This window comes from Neobacillus sp. S1115 (genome assembly GCF_055385565.1).
On record NZ_AP038275.1, the window covers coordinates 4242613 to 4265917 of the forward strand.

General features: G+C 40.0%; 19 protein-coding genes. 5 read left to right on the forward strand and 14 right to left on the reverse strand.

Going from position 1 to position 23305, the window contains the following annotated elements; all coding sequences use genetic code 11:
- Positions 1-14 precede the first annotated feature (14 nt).
- The 8 genes from ACZ5B7_RS20565 to ACZ5B7_RS20600 form a co-directional block, all read right to left on the reverse strand.
- Positions 15-1376, reverse strand: coding sequence for an aspartate kinase (locus ACZ5B7_RS20565; protein ID WP_464490828.1), 1362 nt, complete (start codon positions 1374-1376; stop codon positions 15-17).
- A 171-nt stretch (positions 1377-1547) separates the two neighbouring features.
- Positions 1548-2168: an NUDIX hydrolase gene (locus ACZ5B7_RS20570; RefSeq protein WP_464490829.1), complete on the reverse strand. Its 621-nt coding sequence runs from the start codon at positions 2166-2168 to the stop codon at positions 1548-1550.
- Positions 2169-2278: 110 nt separating this feature from the next.
- Entirely contained in the window at positions 2279-3442 is a 1164-nt protein-coding gene (locus ACZ5B7_RS20575; protein WP_464490830.1) for a homogentisate 1,2-dioxygenase, read from the reverse strand.
- Between the two features lie 40 nt (positions 3443-3482).
- Complete coding sequence (gene hppD / locus ACZ5B7_RS20580; protein WP_464490831.1) at positions 3483-4598, reverse strand: 4-hydroxyphenylpyruvate dioxygenase; 1116 nt, start codon at positions 4596-4598, stop codon at positions 3483-3485.
- A 221-nt stretch (positions 4599-4819) separates the two neighbouring features.
- Complete coding sequence (locus tag ACZ5B7_RS20585) at positions 4820-5614, reverse strand: ABC transporter ATP-binding protein (RefSeq protein WP_213145206.1); 795 nt, start codon at positions 5612-5614, stop codon at positions 4820-4822.
- Entirely contained in the window at positions 5589-6620 is a 1032-nt protein-coding gene (locus ACZ5B7_RS20590) for an ABC transporter permease (protein WP_464490832.1), read from the reverse strand. Before ACZ5B7_RS20590 ends, ACZ5B7_RS20585 begins: the two co-directional genes overlap by 26 nt.
- Positions 6621-6781: 161 nt before the next feature.
- Positions 6782-7780, reverse strand: coding sequence for an ABC transporter substrate-binding protein (locus tag ACZ5B7_RS20595; RefSeq protein WP_464490833.1), 999 nt, complete (start codon positions 7778-7780; stop codon positions 6782-6784).
- 223 nt (positions 7781-8003) lie between these two features.
- Positions 8004-8135 carry a hypothetical protein gene (locus tag ACZ5B7_RS20600; RefSeq protein ID WP_284035935.1) on the reverse strand — a complete coding sequence of 44 codons (132 nt, stop codon included), beginning with the start codon at positions 8133-8135 and terminating at the stop codon, positions 8004-8006.
- Positions 8136-8367: 232 nt separating this feature from the next.
- On the opposite strand from ACZ5B7_RS20600, the gene ACZ5B7_RS20605 reads away from it, so the two are divergent.
- Positions 8368-8904, forward strand: a complete 537-nt coding sequence (locus tag ACZ5B7_RS20605; protein ID WP_464490834.1) for a cupredoxin domain-containing protein — start codon at positions 8368-8370, stop codon at positions 8902-8904.
- A 2-nt stretch (positions 8905-8906) separates the two neighbouring features.
- The gene (locus ACZ5B7_RS20610) at positions 8907-10385 is read left to right on the forward strand and encodes a cbb3-type cytochrome c oxidase subunit I (protein WP_378583560.1); all 1479 of its coding nucleotides are present in this window, start codon (positions 8907-8909) and stop codon (positions 10383-10385) included.
- A 38-nt stretch (positions 10386-10423) separates the two neighbouring features.
- Here the strand turns inward: ACZ5B7_RS20610 and ACZ5B7_RS20615 are convergent, their stop codons facing one another.
- The 3 genes from ACZ5B7_RS20615 to ltaS form a co-directional block, all read right to left on the reverse strand.
- Positions 10424-11584, reverse strand: coding sequence for a cation:proton antiporter (locus ACZ5B7_RS20615; RefSeq protein WP_464490835.1), 1161 nt, complete (start codon positions 11582-11584; stop codon positions 10424-10426).
- Positions 11585-11791: 207 nt separating this feature from the next.
- Complete coding sequence (locus ACZ5B7_RS20620; protein WP_464490836.1) at positions 11792-15193, reverse strand: hypothetical protein; 3402 nt, start codon at positions 15191-15193, stop codon at positions 11792-11794.
- A gap of 150 nt (positions 15194-15343) precedes the next feature.
- Positions 15344-17302, reverse strand: a complete 1959-nt coding sequence (ltaS, locus tag ACZ5B7_RS20625) for a lipoteichoic acid synthase (protein ID WP_423798793.1) — start codon at positions 17300-17302, stop codon at positions 15344-15346.
- Between the two features lie 432 nt (positions 17303-17734).
- On the opposite strand from ltaS, the gene ACZ5B7_RS20630 reads away from it, so the two are divergent.
- Both ACZ5B7_RS20630 and ACZ5B7_RS20635 read left to right on the forward strand, forming a co-directional pair.
- Complete coding sequence (locus tag ACZ5B7_RS20630; protein ID WP_213145198.1) at positions 17735-17914, forward strand: H-type small acid-soluble spore protein; 180 nt, start codon at positions 17735-17737, stop codon at positions 17912-17914.
- A gap of 36 nt (positions 17915-17950) precedes the next feature.
- Positions 17951-18112: a hypothetical protein gene (locus ACZ5B7_RS20635; protein WP_241113956.1), complete on the forward strand. Its 162-nt coding sequence runs from the start codon at positions 17951-17953 to the stop codon at positions 18110-18112.
- A gap of 67 nt (positions 18113-18179) precedes the next feature.
- Here ACZ5B7_RS20635 and ACZ5B7_RS20640 read toward each other — a convergent pair whose 3' ends face one another.
- The 3 genes from ACZ5B7_RS20640 to ACZ5B7_RS20650 form a co-directional block, all read right to left on the reverse strand.
- Entirely contained in the window at positions 18180-19328 is a 1149-nt protein-coding gene (locus ACZ5B7_RS20640) for an acyl-CoA dehydrogenase family protein (protein ID WP_464490837.1), read from the reverse strand.
- 71 nt (positions 19329-19399) lie between these two features.
- The gene (locus ACZ5B7_RS20645) at positions 19400-20053 is read right to left on the reverse strand and encodes a potassium channel family protein (protein WP_213145196.1); all 654 of its coding nucleotides are present in this window, start codon (positions 20051-20053) and stop codon (positions 19400-19402) included.
- A 28-nt stretch (positions 20054-20081) separates the two neighbouring features.
- Entirely contained in the window at positions 20082-21422 is a 1341-nt protein-coding gene (locus tag ACZ5B7_RS20650) for a TrkH family potassium uptake protein (protein ID WP_464490838.1), read from the reverse strand.
- Between the two features lie 308 nt (positions 21423-21730).
- On the opposite strand from ACZ5B7_RS20650, the gene ACZ5B7_RS20655 reads away from it, so the two are divergent.
- Complete coding sequence (locus ACZ5B7_RS20655; protein WP_464490839.1) at positions 21731-23221, forward strand: nitrate/nitrite transporter; 1491 nt, start codon at positions 21731-21733, stop codon at positions 23219-23221.
- Positions 23222-23305: the final 84 nt, after the last annotated feature.

Sequence of the window (23305 nt, forward strand, 5' to 3'; positions counted from 1 at the left end):
GGCTGCTTTTTAACTTATACGGTCACCGCTGTAAAAAACTCCTCATAAATCGCCTTTACAGCTCTTTTTTCATCAACTGATTTGACACCGAACATCATGCTAACCTCTGAGGAACCCTGATTAATCATTTCAATATTAACCTTGGCTTTTGCCAAGGCCTTGGAGGCTCTGGCCATTGTCCCTACATTTCGGCGCATTCCCTCTCCAACCACCATGATAAGAGAAAGTCCATGGACAAGCTTTACTTCATCTGCGTGTAGTTCTGATTTAATACGCTGCAGAATTTCCTTTTCCATTTCCCCGTCAAACTGGTTTTCTCGTAAAATCACGGAAATATCATCTATTCCTGACGGCGTATGCTCATATGATAATCCGAAGTCTTCTAAAATCCCGAGAAGTTTACGTCCGAAGCCCACTTCACGGTTCATTAAGTATTTGCTCACATAAATGCTGCAAAAGCCTTTATCACTGGCAATCCCGATGGCTGGCCCGTTGGTGTTTTCTCGCTCAGCCACAATCCTCGTACCTGGGGCACTTGGATTATTAGTGTTCTTGACATGAACTGGGATTCCCGCACGAAAGGCCGGCACAAGCGCCTCATCATGCAATACACTAAAACCTGCATAGGAAAGCTCCCGCATTTCTCGGTATGTTAATTCCTTTATTTCCTTTGGTTTTTCAACAATATAAGGGTTAACGGAATAAACGGCATCCACATCCGTAAAGTTCTCATACAAATCAGCCTTTAAAGCATTCGCTAGAATGGAACCAGTAATATCGGAGCCGCTTCGCGAAAACGTAAAGACTTCACCTTCTTCGCTGTAGCCAAAGAATCCTGGGAAAATTAAAATGCCAGGCTGATTCCGGAGTGCAAATAAGCGTTCATATGCTTCAGGCAGTGCCTGTGCATTTCCCGGTTCCGGGCTTACAACCAGCCCAGCCTCTTTCGGATCGACATAATAGGCCTCCACTTCCCGCTTGCGGAAAAATGCTGCCACCAATTTGGCATTATTATCTTCACCAGCGGCTTTTAACCGGTCTATGTAACGATCAGGCTTATCCTTGTCACCGTTCAATCTTGCAAATAAATCATCCTCGATATCTGCAATGATTTCTCCTGGAAGCGATAGCTCCTCTGCAATATCCCGATATCTTGCTAGAACGGTGTTAATTTCTTCTACAGGATTACTGTTTGCCAGCGATTTTTCGGCACAAGTTATTAATAAATCAGTTACTTTTATATCTTCCGGGTTCCGCTTACCCGGTGCTGATACAACAACCACTTTTCGTTCAGGATCTGACATGACAATTTGGAATACCTTTTCAAGTTGTTTTCCTGAAGCTAAAGAGGAGCCCCCAAACTTAACGACCTTCATTCTGACATCTCCTAATTTTTAAAAATATAAACTTAATTTTAGTACAATTTTGAAATTATTCAAGTGTTTTTTCCGTTATATGTGTACAAATGTTCATTCCAGGTGGACATTCAGAAAAATGGTAAAAAAAACAGTGTATTTTTAAGATAAACACACTGCCTAAGCGAAAGCTTATTCTCCGCGGATTAGCTCAATAAAATGGGCAAGAATTCTGCCTGTTAATCCCCAAATGACTTTATCTTCATAAAGATAAAAATATTCCTCCATCCCTCGTGCACGCCAATTATAATTCTCACCGCCAACAATCAAATCAAACGGAAAATTTTTCTCCGGCTCCATTTTAAATTCAATATGATAAACTTCCGGCTCTTTTTCAAAAAAGAAGGACAACGGCACGGTAAAAACTTCTCCAACTTCAGATGGATTTGGGTTTACCTTTTCCGGATTCTTTATGAACCCTGCATAAGGATATATAATCATGCCAAAGGGCGAAACCATGTAATCAAGCGGATAGACTTTTGATATCTCTTCTCTGTCAATCCGGAGTTCCTCATTTGTCTCACGGATGGCAGCGGCTTCAGCGTCCTCGTCATGGGAATCAATCTTGCCGCCAGGAAAACAGATTTCACCGGGCTGTCTTTTTAACTGAAGAGACCGAACCTCAAATAAGACATGAACTTCATCATCTTTTAATACTAGCGGCACCATAACCGCATATTTTGAAAATTTCTTGCTCCCTAGTATTTCTGGAGTATGCTCCTTTAATTTTGCTAATATAGCTTCCAATTTCATTCATTTCACCTCTCACAAAAGCCTCTATCTAAAGCATACCATTTTTATTAAAATAATCCTCCTTAAATGAAAAAACAACCCAACCTTAATGTTGGATTGCTTCAGCCATTCTATTCTTTCCTTTCGTACCAGGAATACATATAGGCAGGGTCCTCATATTCATGAGCATTTTTTACAGCCTTCAATGGGTGAAAGGTATCAATCATAACAGCCAATTCAAGTGTCTCTTTCTTCCCAATGCTCGCCTCCGTTTTCCCCGGGTGAGGTCCATGCGGAATTCCGCTCGGGTGCAGGGTAATCGATCCTTCCTGGATACCCTTACGGCTCATAAAATTGCCCTTTACATAATAGAGAAGCTCGTCACTGTTTACATTGCTATGATAATATGGTGCCGGGATGGCCTCAGGATGATAATCGTAAAGACGCGGAACAAATGAACAAACAACAAAATTGTTTCCTTCAAATGTTTGATGAACCGGCGGCGGCTGATGAATCCTTCCTGTAATTGGTTCAAAGTTTTCTATATTAAAGGCCCACGGGTACAAATAACCGTCCCAGCCTGCCACATCAAGCGGATGATGGCCAATAATGTGCGAATGGATAGCCCCGCGTGACTTCGTTAACACCTCGAATTCCCCAGATTGATTATAGGTTTCTAACCTTTCCGGACCGCGGATGTCCCGTTCGCAAAACGGACTATGCTCCAGCAGCTGCCCGTATTCGTTCCGATAACGCCGAGGTGTCGTGATTTGACTGAATGCCTCAACAAACAGCATCTTTGTCGGTTCAGCACCTTTAGGAATCAATCTGTATATTGTTCCTATCGGAATGAGCAGGTAATCACCTGGTCCGTACGATAACGTCCCAAACATCGTCTCCAGCTTTCCTGTGCCGGTATGAATAAACAGCATCTCATCTCCGTCACCATTTCGATAAAAGCTGTTTATCCCTTCTGTGACAGTCGCTGTCCCGATTAACAGATCTTGATTTCCCAAAAGGTACTCTCTTGCGTTTAAGAAATCTCCACGCCTGTTAATTTTATTTGTAAAAAAATGTCGATGCTTAAGCGGTTGTTGCTCTTCATATTCCGGAAGATAACTGCCCTTTAGTTCCGCTTTTACAACTTCTGTCGGCATGTAATGATGGTAAAGAATTGATTGTGTGCCGGAAAACCCCCTGGTACCCATAACCTGCTCTCTATAAAGGCTCCCATCCTCTTTTTTAAATATCGTATGCCGCTTGCGGGGCAGCTTTCCCATTTGACGGTAGTACATTCTTCACCACGCCCTTTTAAAAACAGCTAATTTTCTATTTTTATAGATTTCCTCTTTTCTCCTGCTCACGTTCAATGGATTCAAATAAAGCCTTAAAGTTTCCTTCACCAAAGCCCCTTGCCCCTTTACGCTGGATGATTTCAATAAACAGGGTCGGACGGTCGACAATCGGCTTTGTGAAGATTTGCAGCAAATATCCCTCATCATCACGGTCTACTAAAATATTCAATTCACGCAGTTTTCCAATCTCTTCATCAATCTTTCCAATCCGCTCTGCTAATGAATCATAATAGGCTCCCGGAGTAGATAGGAATTCCACACCATTTTTCCTTAACGCCATTACCGTTGAAACGATATCCTCAGTTAAAATGGCCAGATGCTGAACCCCCGGGCCATTATAGAATTCCAGGTATTCTTGAATTTGCGACTTGCGCTTACCCTCTGCAGGTTCATTAATCGGGAATTTGATTCTACCGCCGTTATGCATCACTTTTGACATGAGTGCCGAATATTCGGTTGTGATATCCTTATCACTAAAATGCTTCATTTCCTTAAAGCCCATCACCTTGGAATAGTACTCTACCCATTCCTCCATGCTTTCAACATTGCCAACAACATGGTCAAACCCAATTAAACCTGTTTCCTCTACCGGTAGATTGTTAGAATAAGGCTTATACCCAGGCAAAAAGGCACCTTGATAATTTTTCCGTTCTATAAGAGTATGAATGGTATCGCCGTAAGTACCGAGAACGGCTTTTTTCACGACACCATTTTCATCTTTCATTTCAAATGGAGCGGCAATTGCAATAGCTCCTCTGTTTACTGCCTCCTCAAAGGCCTTTGTAACATCGTCAACCAGCAGGGCCACATCCTTTACGCCGTCACCATGTTTTTTAACAAATAGGGCTGTCCGCGTATTTTCTGTGTAGGATCCGGTAAGAACAAGGCGGATATTTCCCTGTTTCAATACATAGGAAACGTTTTCACGATTCCCGGTTTCAAGCCCGGAATAGGCAATTGGCCTAAACCCAAAGGCAGTACAAAAATAATGGCATGCCTGCTTGGCATTCCCGGTGTAAATTTCTATATAATCCACGTCCCTTACGGGGAAAAAGTCCTCGACCAACTGCTCTGCTCTCGATATCCTTTCTTTCATGTTTTACCCCCCTTATCTTTATTTATAATTTAAATACATTGTATAAAGAGGCAGCCTATTCCCTCAAGAATAGAGTGCAAAGCAATAACGCTTTGAGGCATTAAACACTAATTTTTTTAAAATAAAAAAGAAACATACCCGAAAGCGGTATGTTTCTACTATTTAAGTGTTGGAAATGTATTTCAATAAAATATTGTCCGTCTTTCCAGCAAAAAAATTTTTTACGAGAGGACGGCCCGGTCGCTGGCCATTTGGACGCCGCGGATTCGTTTGAATTCCTCGAGTAATCCTTCAATAGTTAGACCTTTCTTCTGTTCCTCGTTTACTTCTAAAATTATTTGACCTTTATCCATCATAATCAAGCGGTTCCCAAGGTCTATAGCCTGCTGCATATTATGGGTAACCATAAGGGTAGTAAGCTTATACTTATCGACGATTTCCTTTGTCAAATTCGTAATTAACTCTGCACGAGATGGATCAAGGGCAGCGGTATGTTCATCCAAAAGGAGAATGGATGGCTCTGTGAACGTTGCCATTAATAATGATAAGGCTTGACGTTCCCCACCTGACAGGAGCCCGACCTTTGCACTGAGACGATTTTCCAGTCCAAGATGAAGCGACTCTAAAACCTCCCGGAAATAATCGCGGCGTTTTTTTGTAACACCCCTGCTAAGGGTTCTTGTTTTATTCCGGGAATATGCCATTGCCAGATTCTCTTCAATTGTCATGCTTGGTGCGGTACCGGCCATCGGATCCTGGAAGACGCGGCCAATCATTTTGGCACGTTTATACTCGGACATTGTGGTCACATTTTTACCGTCGATAAAAACTTCCCCAATATCAGGTAGTATACCGCCGGAAATGATATTCATCAGCGTTGACTTACCGGCTCCGTTACTTCCGATTACTGTAACGAAATCTCCCTTTTTCATAGTTAAATTAATATGATCAATGGCAATCTTTTCATCCGGCGAACCTTCGTTGAAAATTTTATGAATCTGATTTAACTGCAGCATGATTTTCACCCTTCCGCTCTACAGATGCTTGCATTACGCCCAGTTTTTCTGCTTTTCTGCGAGCTTTCCGCTTTTTCTCTTTTGAACGCTCAATAATCTTAGGTGTTGTCAAAGCAAGAATGACAATTATGGCGGTTATCAGCTTCATATCTCCTGGATCGAGGAATTCAATTCTTAGTGCCATTGAAACGACAATCCGGTAGATAATGGAGCCTCCAATAACAGCAAGTGTAGTTCTGGCAATTGTTTTAGTACCGAACAATGCTTCACCAATGATAACAGATGCAAGCCCGATAATAATCATCCCGATACCCATTCCGACATCCGCAAAACCGCCTTGCTGGGCAATCAATGCTCCGGAAAAAGCTACCAAAGCATTGGAGAGTCCCAGTCCAAGAACAGTCAAAAGATTTGTATTGGCTGAAAAACTGCGGATCATGCGCTGATTATTTCCTGTCGCTCTGACAGCAAGCCCGATTTCCGTTTGTAAAAACCAATCAGTCAGGAATTTAATCATAAAGGTAACGACAAGCATGAAAATAAGAATGCCCCATGTTTCAGGAAGACTGTCACCTAAGCCTGCTGCCGTTAGCAGTCCGTTAAGGAAAGAATCAATTCCTGATTTTTCGAAAATATCGCCAATTTTCGTAAAGGCTGTATCCGTATTTAATAATGGAATGTTGGAACGCCCCATGATTCTTAAGTTAATGGAGTAGAGGGCAATCATCATTAGAATACCGGCAAGCAGATTGTTAATTTTTCCAAAGGTATGCAGGATCCCGGTCATACATCCAGCAAGAAAACCGGCAAATAAAGCCATTACAGTTGCTAAAAAGGGATTCGCTCCCCCCGCAATCATGACCGCGGCAATAGCGCCTCCTGTAACAAAACTTCCATCTACCGTTAAATCCGGGAAATCTAGAATACGAAAGGATAGATAGACGCCCAGCGCCATAATCGCATAGATGATACCTGCCTCGAATGATCCAAATATGGCTGTAAACATTGTGTTCATCCTTTCCTTTTTTGACATTTAGCCAAAACAATTTGACCTACATTAATTTGTGTCAAGCACATAAGGAGTCAATCCTAAAGAAAGATTGACTCCCGAAAATCTATTCGTCACTCTTATTTGTCTAGCTCCAGCGCCTAGGCGCTTCCGCTTTTCTATTTCCCGTCATAAAACTCGCCAAGCTTACTCCATTCTTCTTTCACTTCAAGTCCTTGAGCTTCGGCAGCTTTTTTATTAATGACCAATTTTAAAGTCTTCGGCAGCTCAACCGGAATTTCGGAAGTTTTTTTCTTTCCGGATAAAATGTCAGCAGCCATTACACCAGATTGATAGCCAATGTCATAATAATTGAATCCAGTTGCTGCAACGGCACCTTTTTTCATAGAATCAAGTTCACCGACAAACAGAGGAATCTTTTTGCTGTTAGCTACGCTGATAACTGAATCAAGAGCCGTAACAACCGTATTGTCAGTCGGTACGTAAATGGCATCCACTCGGCCTACCAAGGATTCAGCTGCCTGCTTAACCTCTGAAGTATTGGCAACAGAAACCTCTACAAGCTTAGCACCCTTCTCTTCTACTAATTTCTTAACCTCTTTTACTTGGACTTCAGAATTTTGCTCACCGGAGTTATAAATGACGCCAACATTCTTGGCTTTTACTTCATCCGTAATGAAATTTATTGTTTTCTTTGTTGCTTCTGGATGGTTGTCAGTTGTTCCTGTAATATTTTTTCCAGGCTGGTCAAAAGCTTTTACTAGACCTGCGCCAACCGGATCAGTTACAGATGTAAAAATAATAGGAATGTCTTTTGTTGCATTCAAGGCTGCTGTAGCACTTGGAGTAGCATTTGCAAAGATTAAATCAACCTTGTCACCTACAAAATTCTTAGCAATTGTTTGGGTGTTGTTCATATCTGCTTGAGCATTTTGTTCATCAAACTTTACTTTGATTCCTTTGTCTGCTAATGCCTTCTTAAAGCCTTCTGTTGCTGCATCCAATGAAGGGTGTGGTGCAAACTGGCTGATTCCGACTTTAAATTCCTTATCCGCCCCGCCTTTTTCCGAGCCGCTGGAAGTTTCCTTACTTCCACAGCCGGCAAGAAACAGCATTCCGGCTAGAGCTATCGAAAGACCTTTTACTTTTTTCTTCATTAAGTAATCCCCCTAATTTATTTTTCTAAAAATTAATTATATTAAAAATTATTCTAGTATTTTTTTAGTACAAAAGCAATAGAAAATTCAAAATTTATTTTTTGCTTTAAAGCGGCAAATCAAAAGAGTTTCACTGTTTTAGTATTTTTTTAAATAAAAAAAACCTTCCAATAATGGAAGGCAAAATCTATAAAAAATATCCGGAGGAACTATGTCCTAATTTTTACCAATCTTTTGTGCGGTCAAGCAGCTTGTCAATTTCTACCGGTTTCAATTTTCCAATATTTTTCTCAGATGTTAGATCTGAAGTAGCTTCTAGTAATTTGTCAATGTCAATCAATAAGGTTCCCATCATCTAACCTCCCGAGTATAGTAATTTACTAAAATATTCGAATACGTTATGTAAATGTTGGGGGTACTTTCCTATTTTTTTCGAAAAAAAGTTATTTAAATAGGAAAATTTTCAGTTTTACTGGAATGTATGATTTTTTTCACTATTTTGTCACAAGAAGGACATTAAAATGTAAAGGAATAACAAGTTGTTGGGGGATGACTTGTTTTTTGAAACAATATTGGGAGGGGATTTCATGTACCAATCTATTGCATGGTACGCTACACTGTTCTTTGTTTTCCTCATTGCACTTGCTTTTTCTTTCGTTTATGGGGAGTCGAGGAAACAACGAGAGTATGGGCCTATTCAAGAGAAAGGCTACAAAATCCGGAAGTTTTATTTTTTAGGGCTTATTGCTGTGATGGGGTTCGCTACTGCCCTGTCATTAAGTAAACTGCCTTATCATGCCCAGCATGCCAAAGCAGATACAAAAAGCAAGATTGTGGATGTTGCGGGGATGCAATTTTCCTGGGAACTAAGTGATGACCACTTTGTCGTTGGAGAACCTGTTCAGTTTCGTGTCACTAGCAAGGATGTAACCCATGGCTTTGGACTATATGATCCAAACATGCAGTTAATTGCCCAGACGCAGGCAATGCCTGAATATACCAATGTAGTGGAGATAACATTTACAAAACCGGGTACCTACAAAATATTATGCTTGGAATATTGCAGTACCGGACATCATGTCATGATTAAGGATATTGTCGTCAAGCCAAAAGGAGGTAACTAAATATGAGTAACAATGCACGTAAATCTATTAAAAAAGGCGTGGCTTTTTCGTTAGTGGTTACCTCAGTTGTACTGGTTCTGATGATGATTTTCGGCGTAATTATGCTGTTGAACCAAGGAAATGTTGTTAAAATTTCACCGGAGATGTTTTATAAGGTGATGACCATTCATGGAACAGGTATGATTGGAATTGCTTCATTGGGCGGCAGTGCCATCATGTGGTACTTTCTATCAAAATATATCCAATTAAATCATAAAGTCTTTTTTGCCAATTTGGCCTTGTCTTTAATTGGTGTTGTTTTAATTCTGACCGCCATTTTCGGATTTAATTTTTCGGATGGATGGACGTTCCTGTACCCGCTTCCATCGTTTTCAGCAAAATTCAAAGGGATGACTGGGGCATTGTTGTTCCTGTTTGGGCTTCTAATTCTTGGTGTCGGCTACCTTGTTATGTATTTCTATTTGGCAGCAAGACTGATCAAGGAATACGGCGGCTTAGGAAAATCGCTGGGCTGGGATTATATCTTTAGAGGGAAACAGGGATATGGACCGCCGGCGGCAGTTGTGGCAACAACAATGGTAATTATCGCCAATTCAGTTGGAATTCTTGCTGGTGCTACTGCACTAATGGAATCAATCATAAACATTATCAATCCAGATTTCACCTTTGATCCGATGCTTGCAAAGCATTTGACCTATGCGTTTGGCCATATTTTCGCTAACTGTACAATTTATATGGCTGTTATTGCGGTTTATGAAATCCTGCAGGAATATACAGGACGTCCATGGAAATCAAATAAAGCCTTTTTGATTGCTTGGAACTTCTCTACCTTATTCACACTTATGATTTATACTCACCATCTGTTAATGGACTTTGCCGTACCGCGATGGATGCTGATTATCGGACAAGTATTTTCCTATGCGAACGGCCTTCCTGTCATGGTAGTAACAGCCTATGGCGCCTTAATGATTATTTTCCGCTCTAGCGTGAAATGGGATTTTGCCTCAAGCATGATGTTCCTAGCGATGTTTGGCTGGGTGGCTGGCGCTGTACCGGCTATTATTGATGCAACGATTGTCGTTAACCATGTCATGCACAATACGAAATGGGTTCCCGGCCATTTCCATACCTACATGGGAATGGGCGTAATCGCGATGATTTTCGGTTTCATGTATTACTTCAATAAAACAGAGGGTACTCAGAAACAAACAGGTTTTGATAAATTAGCTATTTCCACTTATTTTATTTTCTTTACCGGATTGGTTGGTTCATTCCTTTATGCCGGAAAAATTAGTGCACCGAGAAGGTGGGCCGTGCACTTACCTGAGTGGACAGGATCTGACCAAGTGGGGGCATTGTGCGGGATTTTCATTATTGCTGCAGCCTTAATATTTACCACCAGATTTATAATGGGATTGCGGAATGTTGGCAAAAAGACACCTGACAATACACTGTCAAGTCCATTAAAATCTGTCAGCTGATACGGCAAGAGGCTGCCCCAGGAGGGCAGCCTCTTCCTTTATGCCGTACTCTTCATTGCATTTTGCTTGACTCCTCGCTGAAAGAAAAACTTCATCATTGGCGGGGTTACAATTGTAGTCACAAGAACAACGATAACTAGGATGGAAAATAGCTGCTGGTTAATTAATTTAGCTTCAATACCGATTGTGGCAAGAATCAAAGCAACCTCTCCTCGGGAAACCATGGCTGCACCGATTCCAAGCGAACTGTTCCATGAGAAATGGGCCATTTTAGCGCCCGCAGCTGCACCAATAAGTTTTGTTAAAATAGCAATTATGCTAAGGACAATAATAAGCCCGATATTTTGCGCAAGGCCTTCGAAGCTAGCCTTTATACCAATCGATGTAAAGAACACTGGAACAAAAATGGAATAGCCGATTGTTTCCACCTTTTCAAAGACTTCCTTTTTGAAGTCTGTTAAACTGATCGCCACACCCGCAATATACGCACCAATAATGGCTGCCACACCAGTTACGTCAGCTAAATAGGCATAAAGAAAACAAATGATTAATGCCGCGGAAATGACTGACTCGGTAACCTTTAAAGGGGCAAACTTTTTTAAAATCCATGGAACAAGCTTCCACGCCGCTAAAATGGCACCACCGAAAAAGAGCACCTTTTTAATAATGACTATGCTTAAATTCACATCGCCGCCAGCCATGCTCATTAAAAACGCCAGTGCAATAATAACCACGACATCATCGATGACCGCTGCCCCAAGAATTGCTGCTCCCTCTTTTGACTGCATTTTATTTAACTCTTTAAGCGCCTGGACAGAAATACTGACACTTGTGGCGGAAAGAAGCAACCCTAAAAATATGGCTTCAATCGTGGTCATATTCATGAGAATTCCGGCCAGAAAACCGACCACCAAAGGAACAATTATTCCGCTTAACCCCACAAAGGTGGCAGCTTTTCCTGAACGCTTAAATTCATCCAAATCTGTTTCCATGCCGGCAATGAACATTAACAAAATGACTCCTATTTGGCTGAGCTGTTCTAGTGTCGTTGTTTCTTCGACTAGCCCTAAAACAGCCGGCCCTAGAATAATACCGATAACCAGTTTTCCCAACACCGAAGGCTGTCCCAGTCTGACACTGATATCCCCCGCTATTTTGGAGGCAATTAAAATAACCGCCAATTGAAATAATAATTCCATCAAAATCACCTTTCTTTCTAAAAAATAAAAAAGAGTCTGAATTTTACAAACAGACTCTTCACAAAAATGGAAACAAAAAAAGCCTGTCAACATAGGGCATACGTATCCCTAAGTGACAGACTCCTCCTAAATGACAAATATTAAGTTAACACTATAGTAACAGACTTTATGGTATTTTTCAAGAAATATAGACAGATTCCAGATGGGTTAATCCCATCTCTTGATTCGATCAATTGTCTTTTCCTTTAAAACAGTAATAAAAGTCGTTTCCCCTTTCAGGAGTTTTTGTTTATGCCATTCATTAAAGCTGGCTACAGTAATCAGAATAAGTCCGGCGATTAACAAATAAGCCCACCATGGCATATTCCCCCAATAAGGTCTTGTCTGCAAAAATACATTCAGAAGTAAAACACCTGCACCTGTAAAAAAGTAAGCTTTTATTTGCAAATACATTCCTGCAAGCATGGACAGTAAGGAAAGGGAACCAAGAATAATGGCATCATAAATAGTATTGCTTGCCAGACCATCCTGGATTAATAATAATGAAACAATGATAAGAACGGCCCATTGAATCGATTTAGTTATTTGTGAGTACCTGCCTTTTAATAAGCGGCGAATAAATATCACCAGGACAATGAAAGGCAGCACCTGGACTTCCCTCGCCCATAAAAGAGGAATATCAAGGAGCCCAATAATGGCATAGTATGGCTGCAATAAATAAGCGAGGCCGATTATCCCGATAAAAACCGAGAAATTTGCTGGTACTCTTTTTCTTTGCAAGAAAAAGTTACCGGCAATTAATATGCCAGGGAGAGCATGACTCCATAGTGATTCATCCATAAAGAAGTACATAAGCCAAAAATACAAAAAGGAAATGATGGTATAGCCGTCTATTTTGATAGCAATAAGATTTGTTCCCTTGGTTATCAGCTTTTCGTATACCTTATGTCCAATTGCCGACATCAAAATCCCCACCCCGCCTGAAAGGAGCAAATTTTGTAAAGGGGTCAGGTCGCCTAAATAAGAAAATTGTGCCGTTGCCGCAAACAAGAAAAACAACGGTATGATACCAAGCACATCCCATTTTGTTTTATGCAAATAAAGTAATGTGACCAAAGTGTATGCAATTATCACGATATAAGGCTGCCAGGTAAACGGATACGTCCAAAGAAGACAGCCAATTCCGAAAATAGCGAATGGAATCAAGTAGTAGGCCGTTCTCTTTTTATATTCATCATTCACCAGCAAGGAGAATAATAGAATGAAAGCCGCTGTAATTGGGAATTCATACAATCCCACAACAGAATCCAGCCATTTATCCATACCCGTTGAAATTAGTAAAAATAACGAAGTATAAGCACCATAAAGGAATATTTTGATATTCCATTCTTTTTTGGCCAAATTTGCACTCAGACCGTATACAATCAATGATATGGCAAAGCTATATAGCGCCTCCGTGTGATAAAGAACCAACGTAGATGTCAGCGCAATTGGATATAAGATATGCCCCGTCCAAACAAAGGCAGCTGACAAGACGGAATCTATTTTTCTGGTTAAGTAAGCGATCCCCAGCAAGAAAACTGCACTTGTTGCAGCCATTAAGGAACTCGTGAGTTGGCCAAATTCAACCTTCAGGGAAACGGAATGGATGACCGAAAAATAAACTAACATTGTGTTGATGCTTACAGGAAACGGTGCCCACTCCGTTCCAATCTTTTTATATAGGTAAAAGTAAAGTGCAACGCCTATTGCAATAATTATTGGCTGTACCCATAACTGGTTAACTGGCCCAAATAAAGCATGGGCAATGGCAATCGCATAAAGGCTGGCCGATGAATAAAGGAAAGTTTTGCTTAACTTTTTCTCACTCCACTTTTTCCAAAGTACTGCTGATAAGACCACCAGAATGGCCCCTGCCGCAAAATTGACAGCATTTCCAAACTCAACAGAATAGTATTCATTTCGTATATTTAATTCCTGTCCAAAGCTAACCACTGAAAAACCAAGTGAAGCTGGCAGAGTCCAAAGAGCCATTTCCTTAAAAATAACGCTTGCTTCCTTCTTCAAAATCAAATAAGTGACCATAACCGTTAGAAGCAGCATAACCCCAAGCTCCCACCATTGGTTAAACAGGATAGCGGCCATTAAGCTAGCAGCCATTACTGCTAAGCCAATATCCTTGGAACTTTTATGAATAATAGATAGCCATTTAACTCTTACTACTCCTATTAAAGTGAACAAGAGGAATCCACTGCAAAATATCGAGAGTGAAATATCAATACCTTCGATTTTCCATAAGACTAATTGGATTGCCTCATAAAGTCCTGATGCCATGAAAGTAGAACTTAAATATGGAAATAGTTTTTTTCCGCTGCTATAAGCTAAATAGATAAAGTTTGCTGCTATGATAAAATAGGCAAGCATTAGTACAAGTGAAGGGCTTCCGGAGCGGAGTAAAATGCCCTCCAAGCTAATATAAATAAAAGCAAAACCAGAGATAATGGCACTTGTATATTGAAATACCCGATCAAGTGAAAACTTATTATCTAGCGCTTTCGGAATAAACACAAAGGCAAAACCGATTAAGGCATAGACAATCTCTCCAAAGTAATCCAGGAAACTGTTTTCAATCAACTGATAAGCTCCATAAACAATCATCACACTAAATATGAAGTGATATTCCTTTCTTCCACTTACATACATCATCGATAAATAAACCACAGCGGTCAAAAGAAGGTTAAAACTATAGAGAACCTCATTGTCATATAAAAACAGCATGAATAAGGTGCAAAGGACGAGATTGACCTGTATAAAGGGCACAAATTCTTTGGTAAACAATTTATAATTTTCTTTGCCTTTAAGCTGGTGATAAATAAAAATAACAACCGCATTAAACAGCATCATCCCAAAATAAAAGAAGTCGACATTTAGTTTTAGTCCTGCCAGCAAAAAAGCAGCACCCGCAGAAACCGATACATAGGAAAACCAGACGAACAGCCTAGATCCCAAGTTTTTGGCGAAATGAAGATAAACAATGACCGGAACAATACTCCCCAGCATACCAAGCAAATATCTGCCTTCCCCATTGATGGATAAATACCCGCCTAATAGTCCAAACCAGCCTAACGATAAGATAAAAATAGGCAGAAATAAACTCCCAAGAACAATAAAGGCAAACGCTGTTTTTTCAATTTTCAGTACCTTTTTTGCAAGCATGGCGATTCCAAAAAACATTAATGCAACCACTGCAATGGATCCGCTTTTCATCACACTTGTCATGGATTCCCAATTGCTTGTGGCTACGAATAATCCGCCAATCAACAAAAAGATAACTCCAATGTTTAATGACCAAGTGATATTTCTCTCACGAATCTCTTCCGCTGTTAGTACCTTTTTAGCCTTTTGGGGTTTTGGTGCCGTTTTTTTGACAGGCTCCGTTATTTTCGTTTGAATAGGTATTCTCTCATGCTCTAATAAATCCAAATGGTATTGATGGTGTGCTTTTGCAACCGTTTCGACGATTGCCTCAGAAAGGTATCCTTCTTCCCTAAGAGTGAAAAGCTCCTGGCGAAAAATTTTTCGCCTCTCTTCTCTTTTGCTAGGTTCCATTTCATCACCTTCTTCATTAATGAACATTTTCCCACTAAATACAATTATATCCCTTTAGTGAAATTTTACACTATTATTAGGATTTTTCAACATTTTTATTTCAAAAATTAGGAAAAACAAAAGAGGGAAGATTTTAATCTTCCCTCTGGTTTAGTTGCTTTCTGTTGTTTTAGATGTCTTGCCTGTTTTAGGTCCAAGGTATTCATAGTCGTTCGGATTGATTGACGTATATCCTTCCGGCTGATAAAAACGAAGCAGGTCTTTGTAGACAACTTCATCAGACATTTGCAGTTCTGAGCTTACCTTTTCAGCAATATCCTTGCACGCCTCTGAATTCTCAAGAAGCTCACCTGTTTCGGTCGAATAGCATTTGTCCTTTACTTGAATAACATCTGAGGAAACAAAATCTCCGTTTCTGAATAACGCCCAATTGCGATGATTTGGCGACAGTAAATCTGAGCCAAACTCAAGGTAATCCTTCGTATCAATACCAAGCAAATGAAGAACGGTCGGACGAACATCTACTTCGCCGCCAAATTGCTTTTGAATCCCGCCTTGTACTCCTGGAACATGGATAAATAAAGGGACCCGCTGTAATTTAGCATTAATAGCAGGAGTTATTTCATCCACTCCTAGCACTTGTGCCATAGCATCGTTGTGGTTTTCGGAAATGCCATAATGGTCACCGTACATAACAACCACTGTATTATCATATAAACCTGCAGCCTTTAAATCATTAAAGAACTGTTCCAATGCCTGATCCATATAATGCGCAGATTGGAAGTATTGATTAACGACCGTATCTTCGGTATTACCTGCAGGGAAGTCTGTGTCCTCCGGATCCATTTCGAAAGGAAAATGGTTCGATAAGGTAATAAACTTTGTATAGAATGGCTGCTTTAAGCTCTTTAGCATTGGCATAGACTCAGCAAAGAACGGTTTATCCTTTAAGCCATAGTTTTTCGTGTTTTCATCCGTCATGTTGTAATATTCCGCATCAAAAAACTGATCATACCCTAAGGCCTTATACATTACATTCCGATTCCAGAATGTTTTATAGTTGCCATGGAAGACGGCGGAATTATAGCCGTTCCCTTTTAAAATGGCCGGCATAGCCTGATAAGTGTTTTGGGCTTTGTTAACAAACACAGCACCTTGAGCCATCGGGTATAATGAGTTTTCCATTAAAAACTCGGCATCCGAGGTTTTTCCCTGCCCAGTTTGATGGAAAAAGTTCTCAAAATAAAATGTATTCTGATCATGTGTTAATGAATTTAGAAACGGTGTAACTTCCTGGCCATCCTGCATCTTGTAATCAATCATAAAGGTTTGAAATGATTCCATTGAAACATAAATCACATTCATTCCCTTTGCCTTGCCAAAGTAATCAGGATTTGGTGCGGCATGATTCGCTTTAACATAGTTTTCTACCGCAGTAACATCTGTTGAATTTGCCAATGCTCTTTGGCTCGATGATTTGATATTTTGAATGACATCATAAATCGTGAAGTTATATGCACCAAGATATTTCACTAAATAATTTCGGTCAAAAGAACGAGTCAATAGCTGCGGTCGATCCTTTTCCGCAAGACCCAAGTTAAACAAAAATGTCGTAATCGAAAACAAAAGAACGATTTTAAATGACTTCCTGTTTGTAACCGTCACTTGTTTGAACATGGTTAACGCAAGGGCGATTAGAATAAAGAAGTCTGTAAAATAAAAAATATCAAGTGGGGACATGAGTGAAAGAGCGCTATCGCCCAATTGTCCGGCATTTGTTTTCGTCTGCATTAAAACAGGTACGGTTATAAAATCATTAAAAAAGCGATAATAAGCAATGTTTGCGTAAAGTAAAAAGGACAGTATAAAATTTGTGATAATCATAACAAGCTTAGTACGCTTTTTAAAGAGCAAGGCAATTCCAAAAAAGAATAACGCCGAACTCAATGGATTGATAAATAATAAAAATTCTTGTAGGCTGTTATCAATTCCTAAATTAAATTCAATTTGATATGCCGCGTAGGTTTTTAGCCAAAATAAAACAACGGCAATGACGTAAAATGTAATATGACTTTTGTTTACTTTTTTTAAAAGTCTTTCCTTAATCATTTTTAAAACTTCTCCTCTCACTTACCAAATTTAACTTCGGTAAACGAACCTCAATAACTATATCATATTTTCTATAAAAAGAAAAACATTAACATGTTGCTGAATGTCCCTTTATTCTTATGCTATTAGGGAGTTGGACATGACTATTTTCAAACTCAATAATATTAGACGAATGATATTAAATTTAGTTTCAGCATTTTCTTATTAATTTATTTTTTGGGACTGCCTTATTTTTCTTTCTGGCTTTTCTGTAGAATTGTATTTCTAACTAGCATATACATTCGGTTCTTCGTGTGCAATCGGATATTAGTCTTATCTTTTATAGGAGTTTTTTGTATATATAATAGAAGAAAGCGGTTACATATAGATCGTTGCATAAAATCACTTCTTTCATCACAGACTAAAATGATTATTAATGGAGGAGTGAAAGTAATGAATGTCAATAGGGTAAAACAAATCCTATCTTCATCCGCTGATATCATGGTTAAATACAATGGTGCATCTGTATGGATTGACCAGTTAAATGAGGATGGAAGAACCGCGACCGTCCATTTGCGCGGGCCGCTTGAAGAAAGAACAACAGTGGAAATCAGCGAGCTTATCGAGGAGTAAAATATTTCTTACTTTATAATAAAGGAATGAATATAAATGCCGCGAGGGAAAGAAATGGAACAGCTGCCGATGTCTAATATTGCGCCTGGTGCAGGAAAAGACCCAGGTAAATATGATAGGGAAGTTCTAGGAACAATTACTCAACAAGCACAGCCGCAGCCGGCTGATCTCGAAAAGGAAAATGAGGACATGGTGTAAGGCAGGAAGCTTAGTTCCTGCCTTACAATTTTTATTGTACTTTAATTGGTCTGGTGGTTTCTACAGGTTAGTTATTAGTGATACTATGCTTTGCCAGCAGCTGGATAGTCATGTCATCCATTGGCGGATTATGGAGCCCAGCCCTCACATCACGGTAATACCGCTGCAGTGGGTTTTGGGATGTAAGACTTTTTGCCCCGACTATTCTCATTGCAAGGTCCACGATGGAAATAGCGGAATTTGTCACCGTTAATTTAGCGGCCCCCAATACAGGAGCCAGCTTTTCTCTTTCTTCCTCAGTTGATTCATCCCATTGTTTGGCGGCACCATACAAGAAAAATTCCGCCTGCATGATTTTCAATTCCATTTCCCCAATTTTTTGCTGAACATTTGGCAAATCAATTATTGTACCTTGGATACTATTTGGCGAATATTCCTTGGCAAAATTTATGGAATACCTTTTTGCCGCTTTCGCAATTCCTAAATAGCAGGCAGGAATATGAAGCAGCCAGCCCATCGCCCTCTTTTTACCCGGTTTAATTGGCTCGACTATATGCTCTTCTGGTATAATGACATCCTCCAATACCAAATCATGGCTTCCCGTCCCCCTCATGGCTATAACGTCCCAAGTTTCCTCGATTTTTAGTCCTTCAGCAGATCGAGGAATAAGAAAATTTGCAATTTCCTCAGTACCCTTTAAACTTGCACTGACGATAAAATAATCAAGAACTGGAGACATGGTGGTAAAGGTTTTCCTGCCATTGAGAAGCCACCTGCCGCCCTTTTGTTCAGCCGTTGTCTCCGGCCTGCCGCCGCGCGTCGGGCTCCCTGTTCTTGGTTCAGTGGCAGCGCTGTTAATTAACGAGCCTGCCATTACCTGTTCACATAAAAATTTGAAAATAGGTTCTTTCCATGAATTTTTTTCGTTCAAATTATAAATAATGCCCATATGCCAGCCAATCGCCAGGGCAGTTGAACCATCCCCTTCAGCAATCAGTTCTTGAAGTTTAATCATTTCGGAAAGAGAGATTCCCTTCCCGCCATACTTTTTAGGTACTGTTAATGTGGTATAGCCCGTGTCTTTCAGGTCTTGAATATTATCAAAAGGAAACCCACCCTCCGCATCTACCTTATGGGCTCTCGATTGGAAACGATTTGCTAATGTTTTCATTAATTCTAACCGTTCTGTAGTGGTTTCTAAATCAGTAAATTTCATCTCGACCTCTCCTCTCAACATAATTATATTTTCGCAAATAAAAACCCCCCATTCAAATGGGGGGACTTAGATTATTCGAGATTTGCAAATCGCTCAAGGTCTCGGTTTTCTCCAATGACGACTAGAACATCACCATGGTCTATGATTTTATCAGGTGAAGGGGAAATAAAAATATCGTCATGGTGGCGAATTGCGATGACGCTAAGATTATACTTGGCACGCAAATCGAGTTCTCTTAAGGTTTTATCCGTCATTTTTTCCGGTATTTTTACTTCTTCAACACTATAATCCTTGGACAATTCAATAAAGTTCAGCACCTTTGGGGATATCAGTTGATGGGCCACTCTTATTCCCATATCCCGCTCCGGAAAGACAACCCAATCGGCCCCTACCTTTTTTAAAACTTCCCCATGGAGTTTATTTAAGGCTTTGGCAATGACTTTCTTTACCCCTAATTCCTTTAATAGCAAGACACTTAAGATGCTGGCCTGAATATCATTGCCGATTGCGACTATGACGGTATCAAAATTGCGAATTCCAATTGATTTTAACGCCTCCGGATCGGTCGAATCAGCGATAACGGAATGGGTTACATAGCTCTGTGCTTCATCTGCCCTTTCCTCGTTTACATCAACACCGAGTACATCCCTTCCAGATTCATATAACTTATTGGCGATGCTTAGTCCAAATCTGCCTAATCCAATAACTGCAAATTGATCTGCCATTTTTAGAAGTATCCTCCTCGCTGTCAGTTTAGCCAATCATGATTTTGCCTTTAGGATATCGGAAAGCATCCGGGTTTCTGCGTATGGTAACTGCATAAGCGATTGTGAGCGGTCCAACCCGTCCAGCAAACATCGTAAATATAATGATTCCTTTGCCAATAGAAGACAGTTCTGGTGTCAGTCCCATCGAGAGGCCGACTGTTGCAAATGCAGAAGTCGTTTCAAACATTATCATTAAAAAGTCCTTCCCAGTTTCGGTTATAGTGAGGACAAGTGTAACCACCATAACGAGAAACAGTCCACTAAGTGTTACCGTAAGGGCCTTATAAATCGTTTCATAACCAATTCGCTGCCTGTAGAAAATCACATCATCTTTCCCACGGATTTGCGACCAAACCGCTCCCATTAAAGTGGTAAAAGTGGTCGTTTTAATCCCGCCTCCAGTAGAACCTGGAGATGCACCAATAAACATAAGTACAATTATCAAAAATAACGAAGCATGACTTAGATCGCCGACGCTTAAGGTATTTGCCCCTGCCGTTCTTGCTGTTACCGATTGAAATAGGGAACCAAGGATTTTTCCAGACAGTGTCAATGGCTTAATCGTTTTATCATTTGTAAGTTCGAGGAGGAAAATTCCGACTGTTCCAAGTGCCACAAAAAAAATCGTGGTAACAAGAACAATCTTTGTATGCAGGGACAACTTCTTGGAGAGTCGATATTCGTAAAGCTCATTCATAACGATGAAGCCAATTCCGCCCAATACTATTAATGCACAAACTGTTAATGTGACAATTGGGTCGTCTACATAACTTGTTAAGCTATGAAATTCACCCATCAAATCAAAACCGGCATTATTAAAATTCGAAATAGAATGAAATACTCCATAGTAAATGGCTTTTCCAATGGGAAAATCAAATGAAAAACGAATGGTTAATAGTACTGCACCTGTTAACTCAATGACGAATGTAAAAATTAAAATACGTTTTGCGAGGCGGACAATCCCCTCCATCGAAATATTATTTAAGGATTCCTGAAGGAGGATTCGCTCTTTTAATGAAATTCTTTTACCAAGGAGGAAGGCAAACAGGGTGGCGAACGTCATAAAGCCCAGGCCGCCTACTTGAATCATGGATAAAATGACCAATTGGCCGAACAAAGTAAAAGTGGTTCCCGTATCTACCACCACAAGGCCTGTGACGCAGGTGGCTGAAGTTGCGGTAAACAAGGCATTTAAAAAATGCAGACCTTTTCCATCCATTGTAGAAACCGGGAGGGTCAACAGGATTGCGCCAATCAAAATAATTAGAGCAAATCCAAGCACAAGTATTTGTGGCGGGTCAAGATAAAATCTTTTTTTTCGCTTCATACATTCCTTCCTCACCCTTTTAACTTTAAAATGCCTAAAAGTCGAAACTCTTGTCATATATTTTCCATTCCGTCCATGAAATATGAATTCTATTGACATTCTATCCTTCTTCTCACCCTATAACATTGGCTGATACTGATGAATTTTGAACTTTAATAAACAATTTTCCTACATTTATGTGTCATTCCTCACAGAATGTGACAGTTTTATGTAATATAATGCTTCGGAGGAAATAATTCGTTGGTGGTGCATGAAATAAATTAGGAAGATTTATTTTTAATTTATTGTAAGGCAGAGGAGGAATATGAATGAATCAAGGAACAAAGCAGCTATTTTTGCAAACAGGAAGCCTAATCGGCGGGTTTATGGTATGGGTGCTCATTTCTTCATTAATGCCTTTTATTAAGGCAGATATTGCACTTTCTTCAACGGAAATTGCCTGGGCCACAGCGGTACCTGTTATACTTGGGTCACTCCTTAGAGTTCCAATTGGCTATTGGACTAATCGCTATGGAGCAAGAATATTATTTTCAATCAGTTTTGTACTTCTCGTGGTACCGATTGCCATCATCAGTTATGCCAATTCAATGTCTATGTTAATTGCAGGCGGATTTGTGCTTGGGATTGGCGGAGCAATATTTTCCGTTGGAGTAACTTCTCTCCCAAAATATTATGCCAAAACAAAGCATGGTTTTATTAATGGCATATATGGTGCAGGTAATATCGGCACAGCTATTACATCCTTCCTCGCACCAATACTGGCCAATGAGTTTGGCTGGAGAACAACGATACAAATATATCTGATCATTGTGATCATTTTTGCCTTATTAAATTTTCTTTTTGGTGACCGGGAGGAACAAAGGGCTAACCTTCCATTATCGGAACAAATTAATAAAGTTTATCGAAATCCGAAGCTTTGGTTTTTAAGCTTGTTTTATTTTATAACCTTTGGAGCCTTTGTGGCCTTTACGATTTATCTGCCGTCCTTCTTAGTGAATCACTTTGAGCTATCGAAGGTGGACGCAGGTCTACGTACTGCAGGATTTATTGCTTTGGCTACTCTTTTCCGTCCCGTCGGCGGATGGTTAGGGGATAAAGTAAATCCTTTTATGATTCTTGCAACAGTTTTCTTCAGCCTTACATTTGCCGGCTTTTTACTGTCTTTTACCCCCTCCCTGCCTATTTATTCTTTTGGCTGTTTATTAGTTGCATTCTTTGCTGGAATCGGAAATGGGGCTATTTTTAAACTGGTTCCTCTCTATTTTTCAAAGCAGGCCGGAATTGTTAATGGCATTGTTTCCGCAATGGGAGGACTTGGAGGCTTTTTTCCGCCAATTATACTAACCATTCTCTTTAATCTTACAGGTCATTATGCCATTGGATTCATGGCCCTATCTGAATTTTCATTGGCCAGTCTGGTCATCGTCGTATGGCTTTACTTCCAAGAAAAACTTGATATTTCCACACAAATTGTGAACCATGCCGTCGATGGAATATGCGTCACTGATCCACATGGAATCATTCTAAGGGTGAATCCGGCTTTCACGAAAATTACCGGTTATCAACAGGAGGAAGTAATCGGAAAGACCCCAAGCGTTTTACAATCCGGAGAGCATAACAACGAATTTTACAAGCAAATGTGGGCGAGCCTTTCATCGACAGGATACTGGGAAGGGCACATTTGGAATAAGCGTAAAAATAATGAAATTTATAAGGAATGGCTGACTATAACAGCGATTAAAGATGATTTAGGTGAAACCAAAAATTACGTTGGGATGTTTAAAGAGGAAAGTGCGTAAAGTTAAAAAGGTACAGGGATCTTCGTTAAGAAGGTCTCTTTTTTTTGCCAACACGGTAAATTTATTACAACTTTTTGTCAACTT

Bases quoted from the DNA above. Each gene is read 5' to 3' on its own strand.
- ACZ5B7_RS20575 (WP_464490830.1), bottom strand. From the start codon at position 3,442: ATGTACTACCGTCAAATGGGAAAGCTGCCCCGCAAGCGGCATACGATA.
- ACZ5B7_RS20635 (WP_241113956.1), top strand. From the start codon at position 17,951: ATGCCGCGAGGGAAAGAAATGGAACAGCTGCCGATGTCTAATATTGCG.
- ltaS (WP_423798793.1), bottom strand. From the start codon at position 17,302: ATGATTAAGGAAAGACTTTTAAAAAAAGTAAACAAAAGTCATATTACA.
- ACZ5B7_RS20605 (WP_464490834.1), top strand. From the start codon at position 8,368: ATGTACCAATCTATTGCATGGTACGCTACACTGTTCTTTGTTTTCCTC.
- ACZ5B7_RS20650 (WP_464490838.1), bottom strand. From the start codon at position 21,422: ATGAAGCGAAAAAAAAGATTTTATCTTGACCCGCCACAAATACTTGTG.
- ACZ5B7_RS20570 (WP_464490829.1), bottom strand. From the start codon at position 2,168: ATGAAATTGGAAGCTATATTAGCAAAATTAAAGGAGCATACTCCAGAA.
- ACZ5B7_RS20610 (WP_378583560.1), top strand. From the start codon at position 8,907: ATGAGTAACAATGCACGTAAATCTATTAAAAAAGGCGTGGCTTTTTCG.
- ACZ5B7_RS20620 (WP_464490836.1), bottom strand. From the start codon at position 15,193: ATGGAACCTAGCAAAAGAGAAGAGAGGCGAAAAATTTTTCGCCAGGAG.
- ACZ5B7_RS20655 (WP_464490839.1), top strand. From the start codon at position 21,731: ATGAATCAAGGAACAAAGCAGCTATTTTTGCAAACAGGAAGCCTAATC.
- ACZ5B7_RS20615 (WP_464490835.1), bottom strand. From the start codon at position 11,584: ATGGAATTATTATTTCAATTGGCGGTTATTTTAATTGCCTCCAAAATA.
- ACZ5B7_RS20600 (WP_284035935.1), bottom strand. From the start codon at position 8,135: ATGATGGGAACCTTATTGATTGACATTGACAAATTACTAGAAGCTACT.
- ACZ5B7_RS20640 (WP_464490837.1), bottom strand. From the start codon at position 19,328: ATGAAATTTACTGATTTAGAAACCACTACAGAACGGTTAGAATTAATG.
- ACZ5B7_RS20645 (WP_213145196.1), bottom strand. From the start codon at position 20,053: ATGGCAGATCAATTTGCAGTTATTGGATTAGGCAGATTTGGACTAAGC.
- ACZ5B7_RS20595 (WP_464490833.1), bottom strand. From the start codon at position 7,780: ATGAAGAAAAAAGTAAAAGGTCTTTCGATAGCTCTAGCCGGAATGCTG.
- ACZ5B7_RS20590 (WP_464490832.1), bottom strand. From the start codon at position 6,620: ATGTTTACAGCCATATTTGGATCATTCGAGGCAGGTATCATCTATGCG.
- ACZ5B7_RS20585 (WP_213145206.1), bottom strand. From the start codon at position 5,614: ATGCTGCAGTTAAATCAGATTCATAAAATTTTCAACGAAGGTTCGCCG.
- ACZ5B7_RS20565 (WP_464490828.1), bottom strand. From the start codon at position 1,376: ATGAAGGTCGTTAAGTTTGGGGGCTCCTCTTTAGCTTCAGGAAAACAA.
- ACZ5B7_RS20630 (WP_213145198.1), top strand. From the start codon at position 17,735: ATGAATGTCAATAGGGTAAAACAAATCCTATCTTCATCCGCTGATATC.
- hppD (WP_464490831.1), bottom strand. From the start codon at position 4,598: ATGAAAGAAAGGATATCGAGAGCAGAGCAGTTGGTCGAGGACTTTTTC.